At 60.3% G+C, this 15,468-nt stretch carries 10 protein-coding genes; 1 reads left to right on the top strand and 9 read right to left on the bottom strand.

The window, feature by feature from the left end:
- Positions 1-96: 96 nt before the first annotated feature.
- The 6 genes from ACK9YZ_RS27835 to ACK9YZ_RS27810 form a co-directional block, all read right to left on the bottom strand.
- Positions 97-2,148: an alpha-L-fucosidase gene (locus ACK9YZ_RS27835; RefSeq protein ID WP_416066850.1), complete on the bottom strand. Its 2,052-nt coding sequence runs from the start codon at positions 2,146-2,148 to the stop codon at positions 97-99.
- Positions 2,149-2,152: 4 nt separating this feature from the next.
- Positions 2,153-2,974, bottom strand: a complete 822-nt coding sequence (locus ACK9YZ_RS27830; RefSeq protein ID WP_416066849.1) for a carbohydrate ABC transporter permease — start codon at positions 2,972-2,974, stop codon at positions 2,153-2,155.
- Positions 2,971-3,930 (bottom strand): carbohydrate ABC transporter permease, encoded by a 960-nt coding sequence (locus tag ACK9YZ_RS27825; protein WP_416066848.1) that lies wholly within the window; start codon positions 3,928-3,930, stop codon positions 2,971-2,973. The genes ACK9YZ_RS27830 and ACK9YZ_RS27825 overlap by 4 nt, the downstream gene beginning before the upstream one ends.
- Positions 3,930-5,237 (bottom strand): ABC transporter substrate-binding protein, encoded by a 1,308-nt coding sequence (locus ACK9YZ_RS27820; protein ID WP_416066847.1) that lies wholly within the window; start codon positions 5,235-5,237, stop codon positions 3,930-3,932. Before ACK9YZ_RS27820 ends, ACK9YZ_RS27825 begins: the two co-directional genes overlap by 1 nt.
- Positions 5,238-5,545: 308 nt before the next feature.
- Positions 5,546-8,833, bottom strand: a complete 3,288-nt coding sequence (locus ACK9YZ_RS27815; RefSeq protein WP_416066846.1) for a GH36-type glycosyl hydrolase domain-containing protein — start codon at positions 8,831-8,833, stop codon at positions 5,546-5,548.
- A 295-nt stretch (positions 8,834-9,128) separates the two neighbouring features.
- Positions 9,129-9,884, bottom strand: a complete 756-nt coding sequence (locus ACK9YZ_RS27810) for an SDR family NAD(P)-dependent oxidoreductase (RefSeq protein WP_416066845.1) — start codon at positions 9,882-9,884, stop codon at positions 9,129-9,131.
- Between the two features lie 220 nt (positions 9,885-10,104).
- Here ACK9YZ_RS27810 and ACK9YZ_RS27805 point away from each other — a divergent pair, with 220 nt between their 5' ends.
- Entirely contained in the window at positions 10,105-10,992 is an 888-nt protein-coding gene (locus tag ACK9YZ_RS27805) for an AraC family transcriptional regulator N-terminal domain-containing protein (RefSeq protein ID WP_416066844.1), read from the top strand.
- 42 nt (positions 10,993-11,034) lie between these two features.
- Here the strand turns inward: ACK9YZ_RS27805 and cysG are convergent, their stop codons facing one another.
- Genes cysG through nirD form a run of 3 tightly spaced genes read right to left on the bottom strand, consistent with a single transcriptional unit; the run spans position 11,035 to position 15,468 of the window.
- A complete protein-coding gene (gene cysG / locus ACK9YZ_RS27800; protein WP_416066843.1) occupies positions 11,035-12,510 on the bottom strand; it encodes a siroheme synthase CysG in 1,476 nt (491 codons plus the stop codon).
- Positions 12,482-15,139 (bottom strand): molybdopterin-dependent oxidoreductase, encoded by a 2,658-nt coding sequence (locus tag ACK9YZ_RS27795; RefSeq protein WP_416068445.1) that lies wholly within the window; start codon positions 15,137-15,139, stop codon positions 12,482-12,484. Before ACK9YZ_RS27795 ends, cysG begins: the two co-directional genes overlap by 29 nt.
- Complete coding sequence (gene nirD / locus ACK9YZ_RS27790; protein WP_416066842.1) at positions 15,139-15,468, bottom strand: nitrite reductase small subunit NirD; 330 nt, start codon at positions 15,466-15,468, stop codon at positions 15,139-15,141. The genes ACK9YZ_RS27795 and nirD overlap by 1 nt, the downstream gene beginning before the upstream one ends.

The following is a 15,468-nucleotide window of genomic DNA, read 5'->3' as shown; positions in this document are numbered from 1 at the left end:
AAGGCGCCTTTCCGTCGTATAGCCCAGCACTCCGCCGCCCACCAGTATTGCGGGCAGCATGCGCAAAGTCCGACGGCTCCCTGGCCTCGATCTGCATCAGGCGCCTTCGAAGACGACGGCGCTATGAATGCGCAGCCGCGGCACCGTGATGCTGATAGCGCCGTCGTCGCCGGCATTCCACGCCAGATCCTCACCCGTCATCGCATCGAAGACGCGCTTGGGTTTTGCCGGCAGGCGCACCGTGGCATTGATCGGGCCGATCGCCGGAATGTCCTCGATCATCTCCATCACGCGGGTCGAGCCGTCATCGCCGCGCACGTCCTTGCCGCGGATCTGCGGCGGACCATAGAGCAAATGCAGGATATGACGGTGATGTTCGATCTGGCGCGTCAGCGTTGCCCGACCGGACGACGGCAGGTCGGTCACCATTGCCGGGTTGGGAACGAGCCGGTCGAGTAGCCCGCGAACGACGTATTTGTAGAGCGGCTGTCCCATCGCCCGATAGAGCCGGAAAATCGGGTAGGCAATGTAGGCCGCACCCTTGTTTTCGGTCACCGCAGCACCGATCGTCTCGGCATTTGTGTCGTCGGGCGCATGCTGATGCGAGCAGAAATGTTTGTAGGAGCGATTGAAGTAGGATGGAAAGATACCTGCCAGAACAGTCGCACCGACCGAGTGGACGGTTTCCGCGTCGTCGTAAAAGACGAAAGCCGTTTCCGGCATGGAGGCGTCGAGGTCTTTGCCCGCCCTTACATAGCTCGGCTTGAAAGCGACGGGTGCCACGCCCCTTTCGATGCCGAAATCAATAGCGAATTTACCGTTCTCGTCGAGCCCGGAATGCCAGGAGGCGATGATCTTGCCGCCGCCGGCCAAATACGACTTCAGACGTCCGGCGAGCGCCGTATCGACGGGGATCTCGTCGGGCAGGATAAGCAGGCGATATTGTTCAAAGCGGCCCGATATATCGAGGACATCGAAGGGGCGTTTCAACTCCTGCAGCATCTGCGCGGCACCATCATCGCTTGGATGATTGCGTGCTCCCCTGGGGTTCATATGTTCTGCCGAGAGGATGGCGATCTCGGAGATCTGTTTTGCTCCTTCCAGGAAGGGTTCGAGCTTTTCGACGCGGTGATAGGCCGGTGCGATCGACGCATAGGTGTCGGGATTGATCGCGCCATTCGGATGAAGCTGGTCGCCGACCAGGCATTTGGAGCCGAGCGCAATCATCTGGGCGCATTCATATTCCAGCGCATCCGGATGTTTGAAGCCGCCAAATTCGCCCCAGGACGTATGGAACTTGCCGGTATGGGCGAGGAAATCCATGCCCAATGTGGCCGCGTAGCGCGCGCTCGAAGGGAAGTGGTCGTAGCCCCAGCCACCGGTCGGCAGGCTTTCGAGCTCGAGATGCGAATAGGTCGAGAAGCGTTCCGGTCCCTGCTTGTGGATGTGACCGCAATTGTAGAAGACGCGCAGGCCTGGAAATTCCGCAAACAACGCCTCGCTGGTCTCGCGACGGAACTGCTCGTTGACGGCCTCGTCATTCTTCAGGCGGTCGGCCGGATCTTCAGGGTCTAGGCCCTCGCACAGCATGCGTTCGACGCAGGCCGGGCAGACGCAGTCAGGTGTCAGAATGATATCGAAGAAGAGCCCCTGTGTCGGATAGCTCTGCGCCACCTCGCGCGCCTGTTCGAGAATATAGTGCCGCAGGCCTGCATGGTTGAGGCAGAGCGTATGCCAGGCGGGGCTAAGCTGCTTGCCGGCGGAGGGATCGGCCGGCCGGTCGTGGTGGTAGCGGTTCGAGGCGCTCATTGCACGCCATTCGGGATGTTCGCGGGCCGTCAGCTCGTCCCATTGTACGGAAATATAGATAGGGCTTTCGATATCAGCCGCCGCCAGCGCCTTCACCATGTCGCCGAGCAGGTCCGGGCGGGCAAGTTTCGGATGCGGCTTGCCGACCTTGGTTGGATAATAGGACCAGCCGTGATGGCACTTGGCGAAGATGGTGATGGAATCGACATGGGCCGCCTTCAACGTCGAGACGAAGGCATCCGGATCGAAATCGGCGCCGATCCCGGGGATATGTTCCGACGTATGAAAATCGAGATGGATCTGGCGGTAGCGTAGCGGCTTGTTCGTGGTCTTGGGCATGGTCCTATTCCTTTGCGCCGGTGCGTGTCTGCGAACCGGCGGCGAACTGACGTTGGAAAATGAGGAAGACAAGCAGGGGGACGATGGTGGTGAGGATGGCCGCCACCGATCTCAGGTCCCAGTTGATCTCGTAGCTGCCGGAAATGCGGGCGAGCAGCACGGGAAGGGGTACATCGCTGCGCAGAAAGAGCATGGGCAGCAGGAGCGCATTCCATGTCCACAGGAACTGCAGGATGCCGACGGCGAAGATCGGTGACAGGCTGTTCGGCAGCACCACATGGCGGAAGGTTGCGAGCGGCCCGCAGCCGTCAATCTTGGCGGCTTCCACCAATTCCCTAGGGAAATCCTCGAAGAAGTTTTTGACGAGGAAGATCGACCAGGCGAATGACAGCCCGACATAGGGGATGAGCACAGAGAGGATGTTGTCGATCAGCCCCATATCGCGCCAGAGCGTGAAGAGCGGAATGATAACGACCTGCTGCGGCAACACGAATGCATTGATGATGATGATCAATAAAACTCGGCGGAAGGGAAATGTCAGGAAGTGGAAGGCATAGGCGGCAGCCGGCGTCAGCAGCATGGTCAGCGCCGTCGCAATGCAAGCCGTCTTCATCGTGACCCACATGGAGTCTGCGAGCGGATATTTGTCCCAGACGCGGCGCCAGGCATCCAGCGTAAGATCGAAATGATCGAAGCGCCACCAGCCGAGCGAGACACCCTCGGGCGGGCGCAACGAGGTAACGACGATGCCGATGATCGGGATCACCCAGATGAAGGCGACGATGCCGACGACGACGATAATCCAGCGGGGAGCCTTTCCGATCATTTCGCACCTGCCGTTCGCTGGATGATGGCCGGGATCGAAACGATGAGAACCGCAAGGAGCAGGATGACGGTGGCGGCAGCCCCATAGCCCAGCTTGAACTGGGTCATGGATTCCCGATACATGAAGTAGCCGACGGTTTCCGTGGAGCGCACCGGCCCGCCGCCGGTGAGAATATAGATGATGTCGAAGGCGCGCAGTGCCGTGAGCAGGTTGATGAAGACGGCGACGCGTACACCCGGCATCGACAGTGGCATCATGATGTGCCGCATGGTCGAGACCGGTTTGGCGCCATCCATGTAGGCGGCTTCGAGCACGGATTTCGGTATTGCCTGAATGGCGGCGAAGATCAGCATCAGGGGCAGGCCGACACCGCTCCAGGAGGCCGCAATAATCAGAGCCCAGAGGGCAGTATTGGCATCGCCCAGCCAGGCATGCGCGAAGCCGGGAAAGCCCAGAAGCTGGATGAACGAATTGAGCAGGCCACCCGCATCCGGCCGATAGATGCCGATCCACATATAACCGGACACCGCTTCCGAAATGCCGAAGGCAGCGAAGATCATCACGCGGAAGGGCAGGGTCTGCCGTGGTGCGAAAGCACACAGCATCGCCAGAACCCAACCGATCGTTACCGAGATCACGGTCGTGCCTATGGTGAAGATCAAGGTTGTCAGCAGCGTGTTGCGGAAGGCCGCGTCGGCAAAGAGACGCACATAATTGCCGAAGCCGATGAAAACAGGCTTTCTGAGCCCCTGGATATCCCAGAAGCTCAGCCGGATCGTTTCTGCCAGTGGATAGATCACGGCAATCGCAAACAGCACGATAACAGGCGCAATCAGGATCAGTGCGGCGGGCGTGTCCCTGAGCAGACGCCGACGGCTTTTGGTGCCAGCCGCCAGCGGAGAACCCTGCATCACGCCCGCCGCTTCCCGCACCGGGGAAGCGGAGGTATCAGCCATCAGTAGGAACCCTTGGCCTTGGTCTCGATAGCGGCAAGAACCGTATCGATATTGGCATCGGACGGATCCTGCAGGAATTTCTGAAGCTGAACGCGATACTCGTCGACGAGATCGCCCGGCAGAAGGTCGCCGAGCACGAATTGCAGCTTCGAGCTTGCAACGGCCTGCGTCGCCACTTTCTGTACTTCGCCATAGAGCGAAGCATCGACGTTGCTGCTTGGCGAGGCATAACCGGCCTTGGCGAGAATGTTGGCGGCCTCGGCACTCGTCCAGAAATCGAGGAAGGCATCTGCCGCCTTGGGATTGGGGCCGTTCGTCGTCACCAGCAACTCCTTGGCGTCGACGCTCGATGTATCGTCATGGCCCATGCCGAGAGACGGGAACTGGAACAGACCGTAATCCTTGCCTTCGGTGAGTTTGTAGTCGTTCTTGGCGCGATTGTTCATCCACATGCCGATCAGCAGATAGTTCTTGGCATTGGCCTGGAAGACCTGATCGGCCTCGCCGTCCCAGTCGTTGGCAAGCATGGTGTTCGGCGCCCCGCAGCAGCCGGACGTCAGCATCTCGGCGTACTTTGTCAGCGCTGTCTTCACAGCTGGATCGGTCCACGGGATTTCATGAGCGCCAAGCTTCGCCGCCGTCTCCACACCTGCGGTTCTGAGCAACAGGGTTTCAAACCATTCAGCATGCGCCCAGTATTTGCCGGGGATCGCGATCGGGGCGGCATAGCCCGCCTTTGTAAGCTTCGCGAAGGAGGCGACAAATTCGTCCCAGGTCTTCGGCGGTTCGGCAATACCGGCCTTGGCGAGATGCTCCTTCTTGTACCAGATTCCGGAGCGGTCGCCGAACGTATAGGTCAGGCCGTAAGTCTTGCCGTCGATGGCGCCGAGATCCTTCCACGACTGGCTGACGAGCTTGTCCCAACCGAAGGATTTCCACTGGTCGTCGATGGGCCGGAGCATGCCGGCATCGACAAGTTCCTTGCGGAAGGCCGGCCATGTGTTGAAGAGCACGTCGACGACCTCGCCGCCCATCAGCGCGGTGCGGATGCCGCCGCGCATGTCACCCTGGCCAGTGATGGCGACTTCGCGGATCGTCACATTGGGGTATTTCGCCAGAAAGGCCTTCCGGATCGAATGCATCATGTCGAGTTCTGAGCCGCCGAGCCAGTTTAGAACGACGAGTTCACCACTCACTGCGTCCTGTGCCCGTGTCGCCCCGGTCATGGCCAATAGGGCGGTGCTTCCTGCTCCCGCGAGCAGCGTGCGGCGACGAATTTTGGGGCTAAATTTACTGCTGCTGGTCATGCCACGTCCTCCCAAACGTTGACTATTGCCGTCATGCATTCAATTTAATTGAAACGTTATCATCTATTTTTCTGCGAACAAGTCTTTTTATCGATAAACAAACAGAATGCGCATAAGGCACTGGAATATAACGAATGATTATGAACGGGCTCGCCCGCTTTCGCACGCGCGTCAAACTATAAGCGCGTCTGTCGGAGCGCCAATTGACATGTTTGACAGACATTCTCCCGTTGCGCAGTCGCACGAAAGATAACGGCAGGCCGATAAGGCCTGCCGCACATAACTCATAGGGCAATATCGATCGAATTCTAGCGTTTCGGTGCCTTCGACGGAGCCTTCAGCCGGCGCCAGGGTGCATGATCCGTCTTGATTGTGATCGATGCGGAAGACGGCAGCAGCGGTACACGCTTGCGGCGTCCAAAGTGGCGTTTGAAGCCGAGGATGTTTTCGACGAAGCTCCGGGTAAAGAGGCCCGGGCCGCTGGAATAGATGCGCCAGCCGCCATCGACGTCGATCTCGCCCTTCTTGACCTGATCCCAGTCGCTCGTCGCCCGATAACGATCAGGGAAAGCGGCGTCGCTGCTGCTGAAGTAGGTGTTGCGCTGGCGCAGTGACGCATGCGGCAGGGCGTCCGTGACAGCGATCGGGTTGGCGACGCCGATCGTCTTCCAGAGGGCCTTTGCGTCCTCGGCAATAGCAAGCGTTTCGCAGTAGCGCAGATGCGCATGCACATACATGAGGCCGATCTCGCGGCCGAAGAAGGACGAGGATTCCGCGCGCCGGAACAGCGTTTCCGGGCCGCCGGCATATGTCGCGGGCCTCTCCATCAGGCGCACGCCGTCCGGGAAGAGCAAATGTTTCTCGATCAGCTTCATGTGCTGTTGCCGCTGCTCCGGCGTGAAGAGCTTGCCGAGCATCGCCTGCGTCATCGAGATCAGCGAGTAGTGCAGCCCCGTGCGTTGGTCATCAGGATGCAGCAACAGTTCGACGCCATCGTGGGCGGGATCGAAGATGCCGTAGCCGGCAACGACCCCATCGCGGATCAGGTGCTTGTTGAAGTCGCGCCGCATCGCGCTGGCGATCTTGCGCAAGGCGGTTGCGTTCGCGCCCTGGCCGATGCGGCGCAGGATGGCGGAATAGCGCACGAGCTGCTCAAAGAGCAGGGAAACGGTCCAGCTGCTCACCATCCAGTCGCGCAGATGCGGATCGGCCGGCTGCAGGGAATCGTTCCAGTCGCCCTCGCCATAGCGGATCAGATGCGTGCCGGGGATGAAACGCTCGCGAACGGTCTCGAGAAGCTTGTCGACATGCACGGCGATCGTATCGGCCGGTGCCTTGCCCATGGTCTTGTCATCGCGCCAGGAGACTTTTTCATCGAGGATGGCAAGGTCTCCGGTCGCTTCGATATAGTCGCAGAGCGCCTTCAGCGGCCAGACGACGATATCGCCATGGCTGTCGCCGGAGCGGATGTTGGAATAGGGCTCCAGCATGAACCATTGCGGCCAGTCGCCCTTTTCGAGAAACTGTTCGCTGAAGACCGTCTTCACCACTTCCTTGGCTTCGCTATCGTGCTCGTAGGCAAGCAGGAATTCAATCGGCCCCTGGCAGGCGTCACGCGTACCCCAGGCTGCCCCGGTATATTGTTCGAGCCCATGGGGCACACTCAGATGCACGATCGCATCATGCGCCAGCCATGGCAGCATTGCCGCATGCGCTTGAACCTCGGCTTTGGGCTTGTCCAGCGTCAGGCCGCGGATGGTGTGCTGCCAGAAGCGCGATGCCGGTGTCAGCATCGCTTCCTGCGTTACGCCGCTTGCGTAGCGTTCGGCCAGACGCTCAGCCTTCGCCTTATCTGTCATCGAGCCGACGACAGCGAAGGAAAACGATTGTGTTTCCTTCGACCGCAGGGCGATGAAAGCGCCGTTGCGGGCAATGCCATCCTCATAGAGAAGCTCATCTCCGCCGATTGCCTCTATGACATCGGGTGTCGGGCTCACCAGCCAGTAGCTGGCATCGGGATAGCGTTCGCCCCAGAGCCAGTGCGGATCCGGACGGAAGAGAATGCGTTTGGCATCATTGTCGAATTCGACATGGCCGCTCGTATCATATTCCCGCTCTCCGAGAACGAGATGGCCGAAGACGAGGAACCGGCAGGGCTTGCCCTCGACGGAGACCGTCCATTGCATCGCGGGATCCTCCCCGGACGCCGCGGCTGCCACGGTGATGGTGCGATCGGCAAGACGATAGATCCAGCGGCAGTCGCTGAGGCCTATTTCGAAGACAGAGGGAACAGCGAGAAGCTGCCAGCCCTGGCCTGTGTCGGTCAGGATGCGCAATCCGGTGGTCCGCGTCAGGTTATAGGGATCGCGGGAAACGGAAAACAGCTTGTGGAAGGAGGTATTGCCGATCGTCAACTGTGCCGCGAAGATGCCCTGCATCCAGCAGGTAGAGGCCAGTGTCGCGTCGTCGAGCAGCATATTCTGCCCGCTGCGCACGATCGCGCCGTGGCGGCGTGCGACCAGCAGCTCTTTCTCTTGAAGTACGACGTGGCGGTTGAGTGAACCCTCGGGCACGAAAAAGGAGAGGAGCTTTCCATCCACACGCTCTTCGAGCATGCGCTCGGGATAGAGGCGGGCGATCGCCTTGTCGTCGAGTGCGTCAACATCAAGAAGCGCGGCATCCTGCAGGATGCTGCGCGGCGGCGTTCGTTCTGCCGGTCTGGAACCGTTCTTTTCGATCGTGGTCAGATGGTCGAGGCGGGAAAGATCGGCATCATCAGATGCCGCCTGATGATCATTAAGGAACAAGCCGAAGAAAGTCGCCGTCACGCCCTCGGCAGATATGGAGAGCGGCTTTGATTGAAGTGCTGGGCAGGCCATTTCATGCTGACGGCGCTGGCACGGCAGGTCCGTGCCGAAGGGGCCAACCAGCAGATCGTCGCTCCGGGCGGCCGATTGCACGAGCTGGATTGCGTCGGTGGCATAGGCGGCAACGCCTTCGAGGCAGCCCTGCGCGAGCCATGGATTGCGCCCGCCACCTTGCTTGAGGTTCTGCCTGTTCATCACGACAAAACCGAATGCCGGATGTTCGGCAATATGGTGGTCGACATATTGCGAGGCATAGGCTTCGCTGTTCATCAGGAAGCCACGATCGCCAAGGCCGATATCCTGAACCAGCACGAGATCGGCCGGCAGCGTCTCCTTGCCGGTATGCGTCAGCGTAACTCGCCAGAACCACGTCGTCTCGGAGGGAGAAAGCACAAGGCTCACCTGATAGTGGACATCTGCGACATCGCCGCTCCAGGAAAAGCCTGTCTCACCGTGCCCGAAGCGACCTCGCGCCCGAGGCCCGACGATCTCTGCAACGGCAGGCTTCTTGCCGCCGATCCGCAGGTAAAGACGCCCCACGCCGCCGGAAAGCGGCGATCCCTGGATCTGGTTGATCTGCACCGATCCGAGGCTATCGACATAGTCGATGGAAAAGAGCGCGCCGTTCGGCAGTGCGGATATGGAGAGGCCGGAGCCATTGGCGATTGTCAGAAGGCCAAGGTCGTCGCGGCGGGGCATTTGCAGTTTGCGATTCAGTCTCGAAGACATGTGAGATCTCGTGTCGCCTAACGGGGAATCGGAGAATGACGCAAAAATGTTTGAGCCAAATAATATCCGTTGTCACTGAGTTAGATCAGTGACGTGCTGACGAACCCACCCTAGAGCGCAATAAACATTGGCTTAAGACCGAGGACAGCAGAACCAATCCGCCTTGCGCCTCGGCGACGCGAGTATTGAAGCGCATCACCTTCCCAACGTCGAGGAACAAGATTTTCTCGGGGAAGGCAGATGCATCGAAGACATCCGAGGCCGGTCCGGCGTAACGCCGAGCCGGCCTGGCTGACTAGATATTCTGACCGCCAGACACTTCAATGCGCTGCGCCGTGACCCAGCCGTTGTCAGGGCCAATCAGGCTGGCGATCATCGGGCCGATATCGTCGGGCAACCCGACGCGGCCGAGGGCAATCATGTTTGCGAATGCTTCGTTATAGGCTGGCGTATCGCGAACCGCGCCGCCCAGGAAATCTGTCGCGATCGCACCCGGAGCGACTGTGTTCGCCGTGATACCGCGACTTCCGAGCTCTTTCGCCATGTAGAGCGTCAGGATTTCGACCGCTCCTTTGGCTGCGGAATAGGCGGAAAATCCCGGATAGGAAACGCGGGTGAGGCCGGACGAGAAATTGACGATACGGCCGCCATCGACAAGGAACGGGAGCAGGGTCTGGGTCAGGAAGAAGACGCCCTTGACGTGGACATTGAAGAGATTGTCGAACTGCGCTTCGGTGGTCTCCGCGAAACCCGCCATTTCGCCATGACCGGCATTATTGATGAGGTGATCGAAATTGGTGCGCGACCAGGTAACTGTCAGGGCGGCTCGAACGGCTTCCGCGAAGGCCGGGAACGCCGACGTGGTGCCGACGTCGAGCTGCAGCGCCACTGCCTTGCGGCCGAGAGCTTCTATTTCGGCCACGACAGCCTTGGCTTCTTCTGCGCCATTTCGGTAGGTCAAAATAACATCGCCACCATGCTTGGCGATGCTTATGGCCGTGTTACGTCCAAGGCCACGGCTGCCGCCGGTTACGATTGAGATTGTCGTCATAGGTCAACTCCTTTTGTGCTGATTGCTGATCAACACAATGCCCCCAAGCCGATGGGAACTGCTGCCTATTTCTCCAAACGAATTGCCTATTTATCCAAAACCGAAGAGTGGCATCGCCTCACGCGCTTGCGGCATGGCTCAAAGGCCTGCTAATCTGGCGTCATTCAAGGCAGGCAGACAATATCGACTTGCCTTTTTCTCCATTGCTATAGGAGTTCTGATGAGTTTGCTGGAGATCGTCCGCCGTCATGCAGACATCAACGTCGATCGCTTCGGAGCGGCAGCAACTCCGATCCCCGGTCTGACGGCTATCCGCGCCCTGAACCCAAGCGAAATCCAGTTTGCGATCAACAGGCCTCTGGTTGCACTGGTTCTCCAGGGGCGAAAGAGAGTGAGCATCGGGCCGGAAACGTTCGACTTCGGCGCAGGGGATAGCCTCCTGATCACCGCCGACGTCCCCACGGTGAGCCAGATCACAACGGCAAGCCGCGTTGCTCCCTACTATTCTCTCGTTCTCGAACTCGACCTCGCCATGATCCGCGAACTGGGTTCGGAAATTGGTCCAATGACAGTTTCGACCTCGAAACCCGTCAACCTAGAGCCGACGGAAACTGAGGTCGCGGACATCGCCGCCAGGCTCATGGGCCTCGTCGATCGGCCCGCAGTCATGCCGATCCTTGTGAGGCAGCATCTAAGGGAAATGCACTTCTGGCTGATGACCGGCAAGCACGGAGCCTCGATCCGGGCGCTCGGTCAGACAGATGGCCACGCGGAGAGAATTGGTCGCGCTATTGCCATCATCCGCGAAGGCTTTGCTCGTCCCTTACGGGTGAACGAGCTCGCCGAGACGGCGGGCATGAGCCTTTCGTCATTTCATCAGCATTTCCGCACAGTGACCACATTGTCACCACTTCAGTTCCAGAAGCAGTTGCGCCTGATCGAGGCGCGAAGGCAGATGATCTCGGAAGGCGTTCCGGCCAGTTCGGCTGCGTATTCCGTCGGCTATGAGAGCGTCACGCAGTTCACAAGGGAATATGCCCGCCAGTTTGGGGCACCGCCCGTTCGTGATCTCAAGGCGTTGCTGGAAAATGGCGTAACCGCTGCGTGAGTTTGACAAGACGAGTTTTTTGTTCCGCGTTCCGGCACTTCCTTAAGCCTGGGCAAAGAACGGCAGATTGGCTTCAGCCATCAGGCCGCAAGAGGCAAAAACCTTCCCAACGCCAATCAGTACTGGCCGGTCGAGGCCGATTTCCGCCATCGCCGAAGAAAGGCCGTCAAGACTGCCGGCCCAACGCCGCTCGTCGGTATTGGCAACAGAGCTGACGATCACAACAGGCGTTCGTGCATCGAGGCCAGCCTCAATCAGCCTGTTCTGGATTGCTCCGGCTGTCCGTCCACCCATGTAGAAGATCGTCGTTTTTCTTGTGTCTGCGATAGCCTGCCAGTCGATCGTCTCCGGCAGCTCGCCGTGGCGCGAATGTCCGGTGACGAACTGCACGCTCTGCGCATGATCGCGGTGGGTCAGGGAAATGCCAAGTCGTGATGCCATGGCGCTCGCAGCCGTGATGCCGGGGATGACCTCGACCGGAATATTGTGCTGTTTCAGATAGGCAATCTCCTCGCCGGCGCGGCCGAAGATCATCGGGTCACCGGATTTCAGCCGGGCGACATTCTTGCCTGCCTTGGCGAAGGTCAGCATCATTTCGTTGATATCCTCCTGCCGACAGCTTGTTCGGCCGCCGCGCTTGCCGACCAGCAGACGTTTTGCCTCGCGCCGCGCAAGTTCCAGAACTTCGTTCGACACGAGATCATCGAACAGGATGACATCGGCCGCCTGTAATGCCCGCACGGCCTTCAGCGTCAGATATTCTGCATCGCCCGGACCAGCGCCGACGAGCGTCACCCGTCCGACGGTCCGCCCCTGAGCCGGCTCTTCCATATCGGCAAGCAGATCGCGGGCGCTTGCTTCCGTCGGCTCAACTCCAAAAGCGCGATCCACGAAATGCTCCCAGAAGGCGCGACGCTCTGCTCCGGGTTTGAGGCGAAGGGCAATCCCCTCACGCAGCGACTGAGCGAGGGCCGCCCAGGATTTGAGCGATGCCGGCAGCAGCGTTTCGATACGGCGGCGAATGGCCTGCGCGAGGATGGGGGCTGCGCCATCCGTCGAGATCGACACCACGACGGGCGAGCGGTTGACGATGGAGCCGAACTGGAACTGACAGAAAGCCGGCTTGTCGATCACGTTGACCGGAACCCCGGCCCGCTGCGCGGCCTCGAAAAATAGCCTTGCCTCGGTCTCGTCATTACAGTCGGCCACGGCAATGGCTGTCCCGGCAAAGGCATCCTCGTGCCATGCTGCGGGGCGATGGATGAGTGCGCCTTCCGGATGCGTGGAGCCTCGCACAACGAGAGCCGCACAGGCTTCGCCAAGGTGTTCAGCATAGATCTCGACCTTCGCGCCGCAGGCAGCGAGCAGCTCCGCTTTCCAGGCGCAGGCGTCCGAGCCGCCGGCGACGATGACTCGCTGTCCGGTGAGCGACCAGAAAACCGGCAGTTTGGCGAGCGGTGCCATGCGAGCCGGCGTCCGCTCGGCAATCTCATTCGGCAGCGTCTGCAACACAGGCATTGATGATCCCCCTGATTTCGGCGCGGCAGGAACCGCAATTGGTACCGGCCTTGATTTCGCTGCCGATCGCTTCGACGCTGCGGCAGCCGGAGCGCACGGCGGCAACGATCTGGTTGACGCCGACGCTGAAGCAGGAACAGACCGTCGCGCCCGGATCGGGCATGTCAGCACCCGGGCGGCCGGCGATGATGGCAAAGCGGCGGCCTAGGTTGCGGTGGTCGGCGGTCAACTGCGACACCGCCCAATTGCGGGCGACGGCAACCGGCTCTCGTGCAAGGAAGAGCGCGGAAAGCAGTTTCTCTCCATCGAAGAAGGCAAGGCGCCGGTCACCGGATTGACGGTCGGCATAACCTAGTGGTTCGACATGGTCAGGGATGGCGAAGGTCTGCCGGCACCATGCCGTACAATCTTCGAGGCTGTCGTTGAAAGCAAGCTCCAGCCTCCAGCCACCCTCCGCCTTTGCAAGTGCCCAATAGTCCGCATTGGGAGCCTTGGGTCTCGCCATGCTGACGGCAAAGCCATAATAGTCTGCACGATAACGGCTGACGGCGACTGCGACATTCTTGGAGGCGGGTTGCCCTGAAGCGGGATCGGTCGCCGGCTTTACGACAGCTCCGATACGTCCCTGTGCGGAATTCTGGTCGCTCCAGTGCATCGGCACGAAGACGCTGCCGCGTGCCTGCCGGTCAGTTACAAGTGCGCGGATGACGGCCTTTCCGTAGGCGCTTTCGACCTGGACCAAGGCGGCATCGGCTATGCCGAGTTCCATCGCATCGCGCGGATGGATTTCCGCGAAGGGCTCGGCAATGTGGGATGATAGCCGCGCGCTCTTTCCCGTGCGTGTCATTGTGTGCCACTGGTCGCGGATGCGGCCGGTGTTTAGCGTAAAGGGATAGGCGCCATCGGTTTTGTCGGTTGCCGGCGCCTCGACCGCTATGAAGCGCGCCTTGCGATCGGGGTGAAAAAAAACACCTTCGGCGAAGAACCGCGTTTCTTGGCTGTTCGTCCCGGAAGGCTGAGGCCACTGGAATGGTTTCAACGCGTCATATGCCGGAGTACGCGTTTCGGCGTAGGCGCCGATATCGAAGTCGCGGCTGCCGTCATTCTCGAAGGCGGAAAGGGCCGCATGTTCGGCAAAGATGTCCGCCGGCGATGGATAATCGAAGGCGGCGGCAAAACCCATCCTGCGTCCGACTTCTGCCAACTGCCACCAGTCGGCACGTGCCTCTCCCGGCAAATCGAGAAAGGGGCGCTGCCTGGATATGCGACGCTCCGAATTGGTGACCGTACCATCCTTCTCGCCCCAGCCGAGCGACGGCAGGAGCACATGTGCGTGCCGTGTCGTGTCCGTCTTATGCAGGATGTCGGACACGACGACGAAGGGGCAGGCGGCAATCGCTGCCTCGACCCTGGTGGTATCGGGCAGTGAAACGACGGGATTGGTCGCCATGATCCAGAGTGCCTTGATACGCCCCCCCTCGACGGCGCGGAACAAGTCGACGGCTTTCAGACCGGGTCTGGCGGCAATGTCGGGCGCATTCCAGAAGCGCTGCACCCGGTCGCGATCATCAGCGCTTTCGATCGCCATGTGAGCGGCGAGCATATTCGCGAGCCCGCCGACCTCGCGCCCGCCCATCGCATTCGGCTGGCCCGTCAGCGAAAACGGTCCCATGCCGGGTCTACCGATGCGCCCCGTCGCCAGGTGGCAATTGATGATGGCATTGACCTTGTCGGTGCCGGAAACGGACTGATTGACGCCCTGGCTGTAGCAGGTGACGACCTTCTCGGTCGTCTCGAACAGTCGAAAGAACTCTCTCACCAACATGGCCGGCAGACCGGTGCGCTCAAGCAGGTCGTCTATGGTTAGTGCGGCGGCAGCGGCGAAGGCAGTGCCAAAACCTTCGGTATAGGCGCCGATATAGTTCTGGTCGATCGCGGGGCCTGCCGCGAGATGGGCGAGCAGCCCCATGAAGAGCGCCACGTCGCCGTCAGGCCGGATGGCGAGATGCAGGTCGGCGATATCGCATGTCATCGTCCGCCGCGGATCGATGACGACGATCTTCAGGCCCGGCCGGGCAGCCTTGGCGGCAGCGAGCCGCTGGTAGATGACGGGATGGCACCAGGCGAGGTTTGAGCCGGTCAGTATGACGAGATCGGCAAGCTCAATATCTTCATACAGGCCCGGCACCGTATCCGAACCGAAAGCGCGCCGGTGACCGGCGACTGAGGAAGACATGCAGAGACGGGAATTCGTGTCGATATTGGCCGAACCGATGAAGCCTTTCATCAGCTTGTTGGCGACGTAGTAATCCTCGGTCAGAAGCTGACCCGAGACATAAAAAGCGATGGCATCAGGACCATGTTCAGCAATGGTCTCGGAAAACCTGCTGGCGACGAGATCGAGCGCCTCATCCCAGCCTGCCTGTCTGCCATTGATTTCAGGATGGAGGAGGCGGCCATCGAGATCGATCGTTTCGGCAAGCGCCGACCCCTTCGAACAGAGCCGGCCGAAATTGGCCGGATGTTCCGGATCTCCCTTCACGGTCACCGTACCGGCCTCGTCCACACGGGCGATCACACCGCAGCCGACGCCGCAATAGGGACAGGTGGTCTTGACCTCCACTCCCATCATTCGGCCGCCATGACAAGGCTTTCGAGCGCGATATAGAGCGTGCCGCCCTCTTGTCTGAGGGGGATCGTGCGCACCGTGCCGTCATCGGCGCCGAGCGCTTTGCCGGTCTCCAGCGAGATCACCCAGTTGTGCAGCGGGCAAGTGACGGCATTGCCGTGCACGATGCCTTCGGAAAGCGGCCCGCCCTTGTGCGGGCAGCGGTTTTCGATCGCATAGACTTCGTCGTCGCTGGTGCGGAAGACGGCGATGTTCATATGCGGGGTCTTCACGCAGCGCGAGCCGCGCAGCGGAATATCGGAGATATCGCCGATCGGGTGCCAGTTCAT

Source organism: Rhizobium sp. ZK1 (assembly GCF_047782645.1).
In the GTDB taxonomy this organism is placed as follows: domain Bacteria; phylum Pseudomonadota; class Alphaproteobacteria; order Rhizobiales; family Rhizobiaceae; genus Rhizobium.
The sequence above is the reverse complement of the archived record's forward strand: the minus strand, read 5'-3'. Positions and strand labels throughout refer to the sequence as shown.

Excerpts from the sequence above, each read along its gene's own strand:
- nirD (WP_416066842.1), bottom strand. The coding sequence starts at position 15,468 with ATGAACTGGCACCCGATCGGCGATATCTCCGATATTCCGCTGCGCGGC.
- ACK9YZ_RS27820 (WP_416066847.1), bottom strand. The coding sequence starts at position 5,237 with ATGACCAGCAGCAGTAAATTTAGCCCCAAAATTCGTCGCCGCACGCTG.
- ACK9YZ_RS27835 (WP_416066850.1), bottom strand. The coding sequence starts at position 2,148 with ATGCCCAAGACCACGAACAAGCCGCTACGCTACCGCCAGATCCATCTC.
- ACK9YZ_RS27810 (WP_416066845.1), bottom strand. The coding sequence starts at position 9,884 with ATGACGACAATCTCAATCGTAACCGGCGGCAGCCGTGGCCTTGGACGT.
- ACK9YZ_RS27830 (WP_416066849.1), bottom strand. The coding sequence starts at position 2,974 with ATGATCGGAAAGGCTCCCCGCTGGATTATCGTCGTCGTCGGCATCGTC.
- ACK9YZ_RS27805 (WP_416066844.1), top strand. The coding sequence starts at position 10,105 with ATGAGTTTGCTGGAGATCGTCCGCCGTCATGCAGACATCAACGTCGAT.
- ACK9YZ_RS27795 (WP_416068445.1), bottom strand. The coding sequence starts at position 15,139 with ATGGGAGTGGAGGTCAAGACCACCTGTCCCTATTGCGGCGTCGGCTGC.
- ACK9YZ_RS27815 (WP_416066846.1), bottom strand. The coding sequence starts at position 8,833 with ATGTCTTCGAGACTGAATCGCAAACTGCAAATGCCCCGCCGCGACGAC.
- ACK9YZ_RS27825 (WP_416066848.1), bottom strand. The coding sequence starts at position 3,930 with ATGGCTGATACCTCCGCTTCCCCGGTGCGGGAAGCGGCGGGCGTGATG.
- cysG (WP_416066843.1), bottom strand. The coding sequence starts at position 12,510 with ATGCCTGTGTTGCAGACGCTGCCGAATGAGATTGCCGAGCGGACGCCG.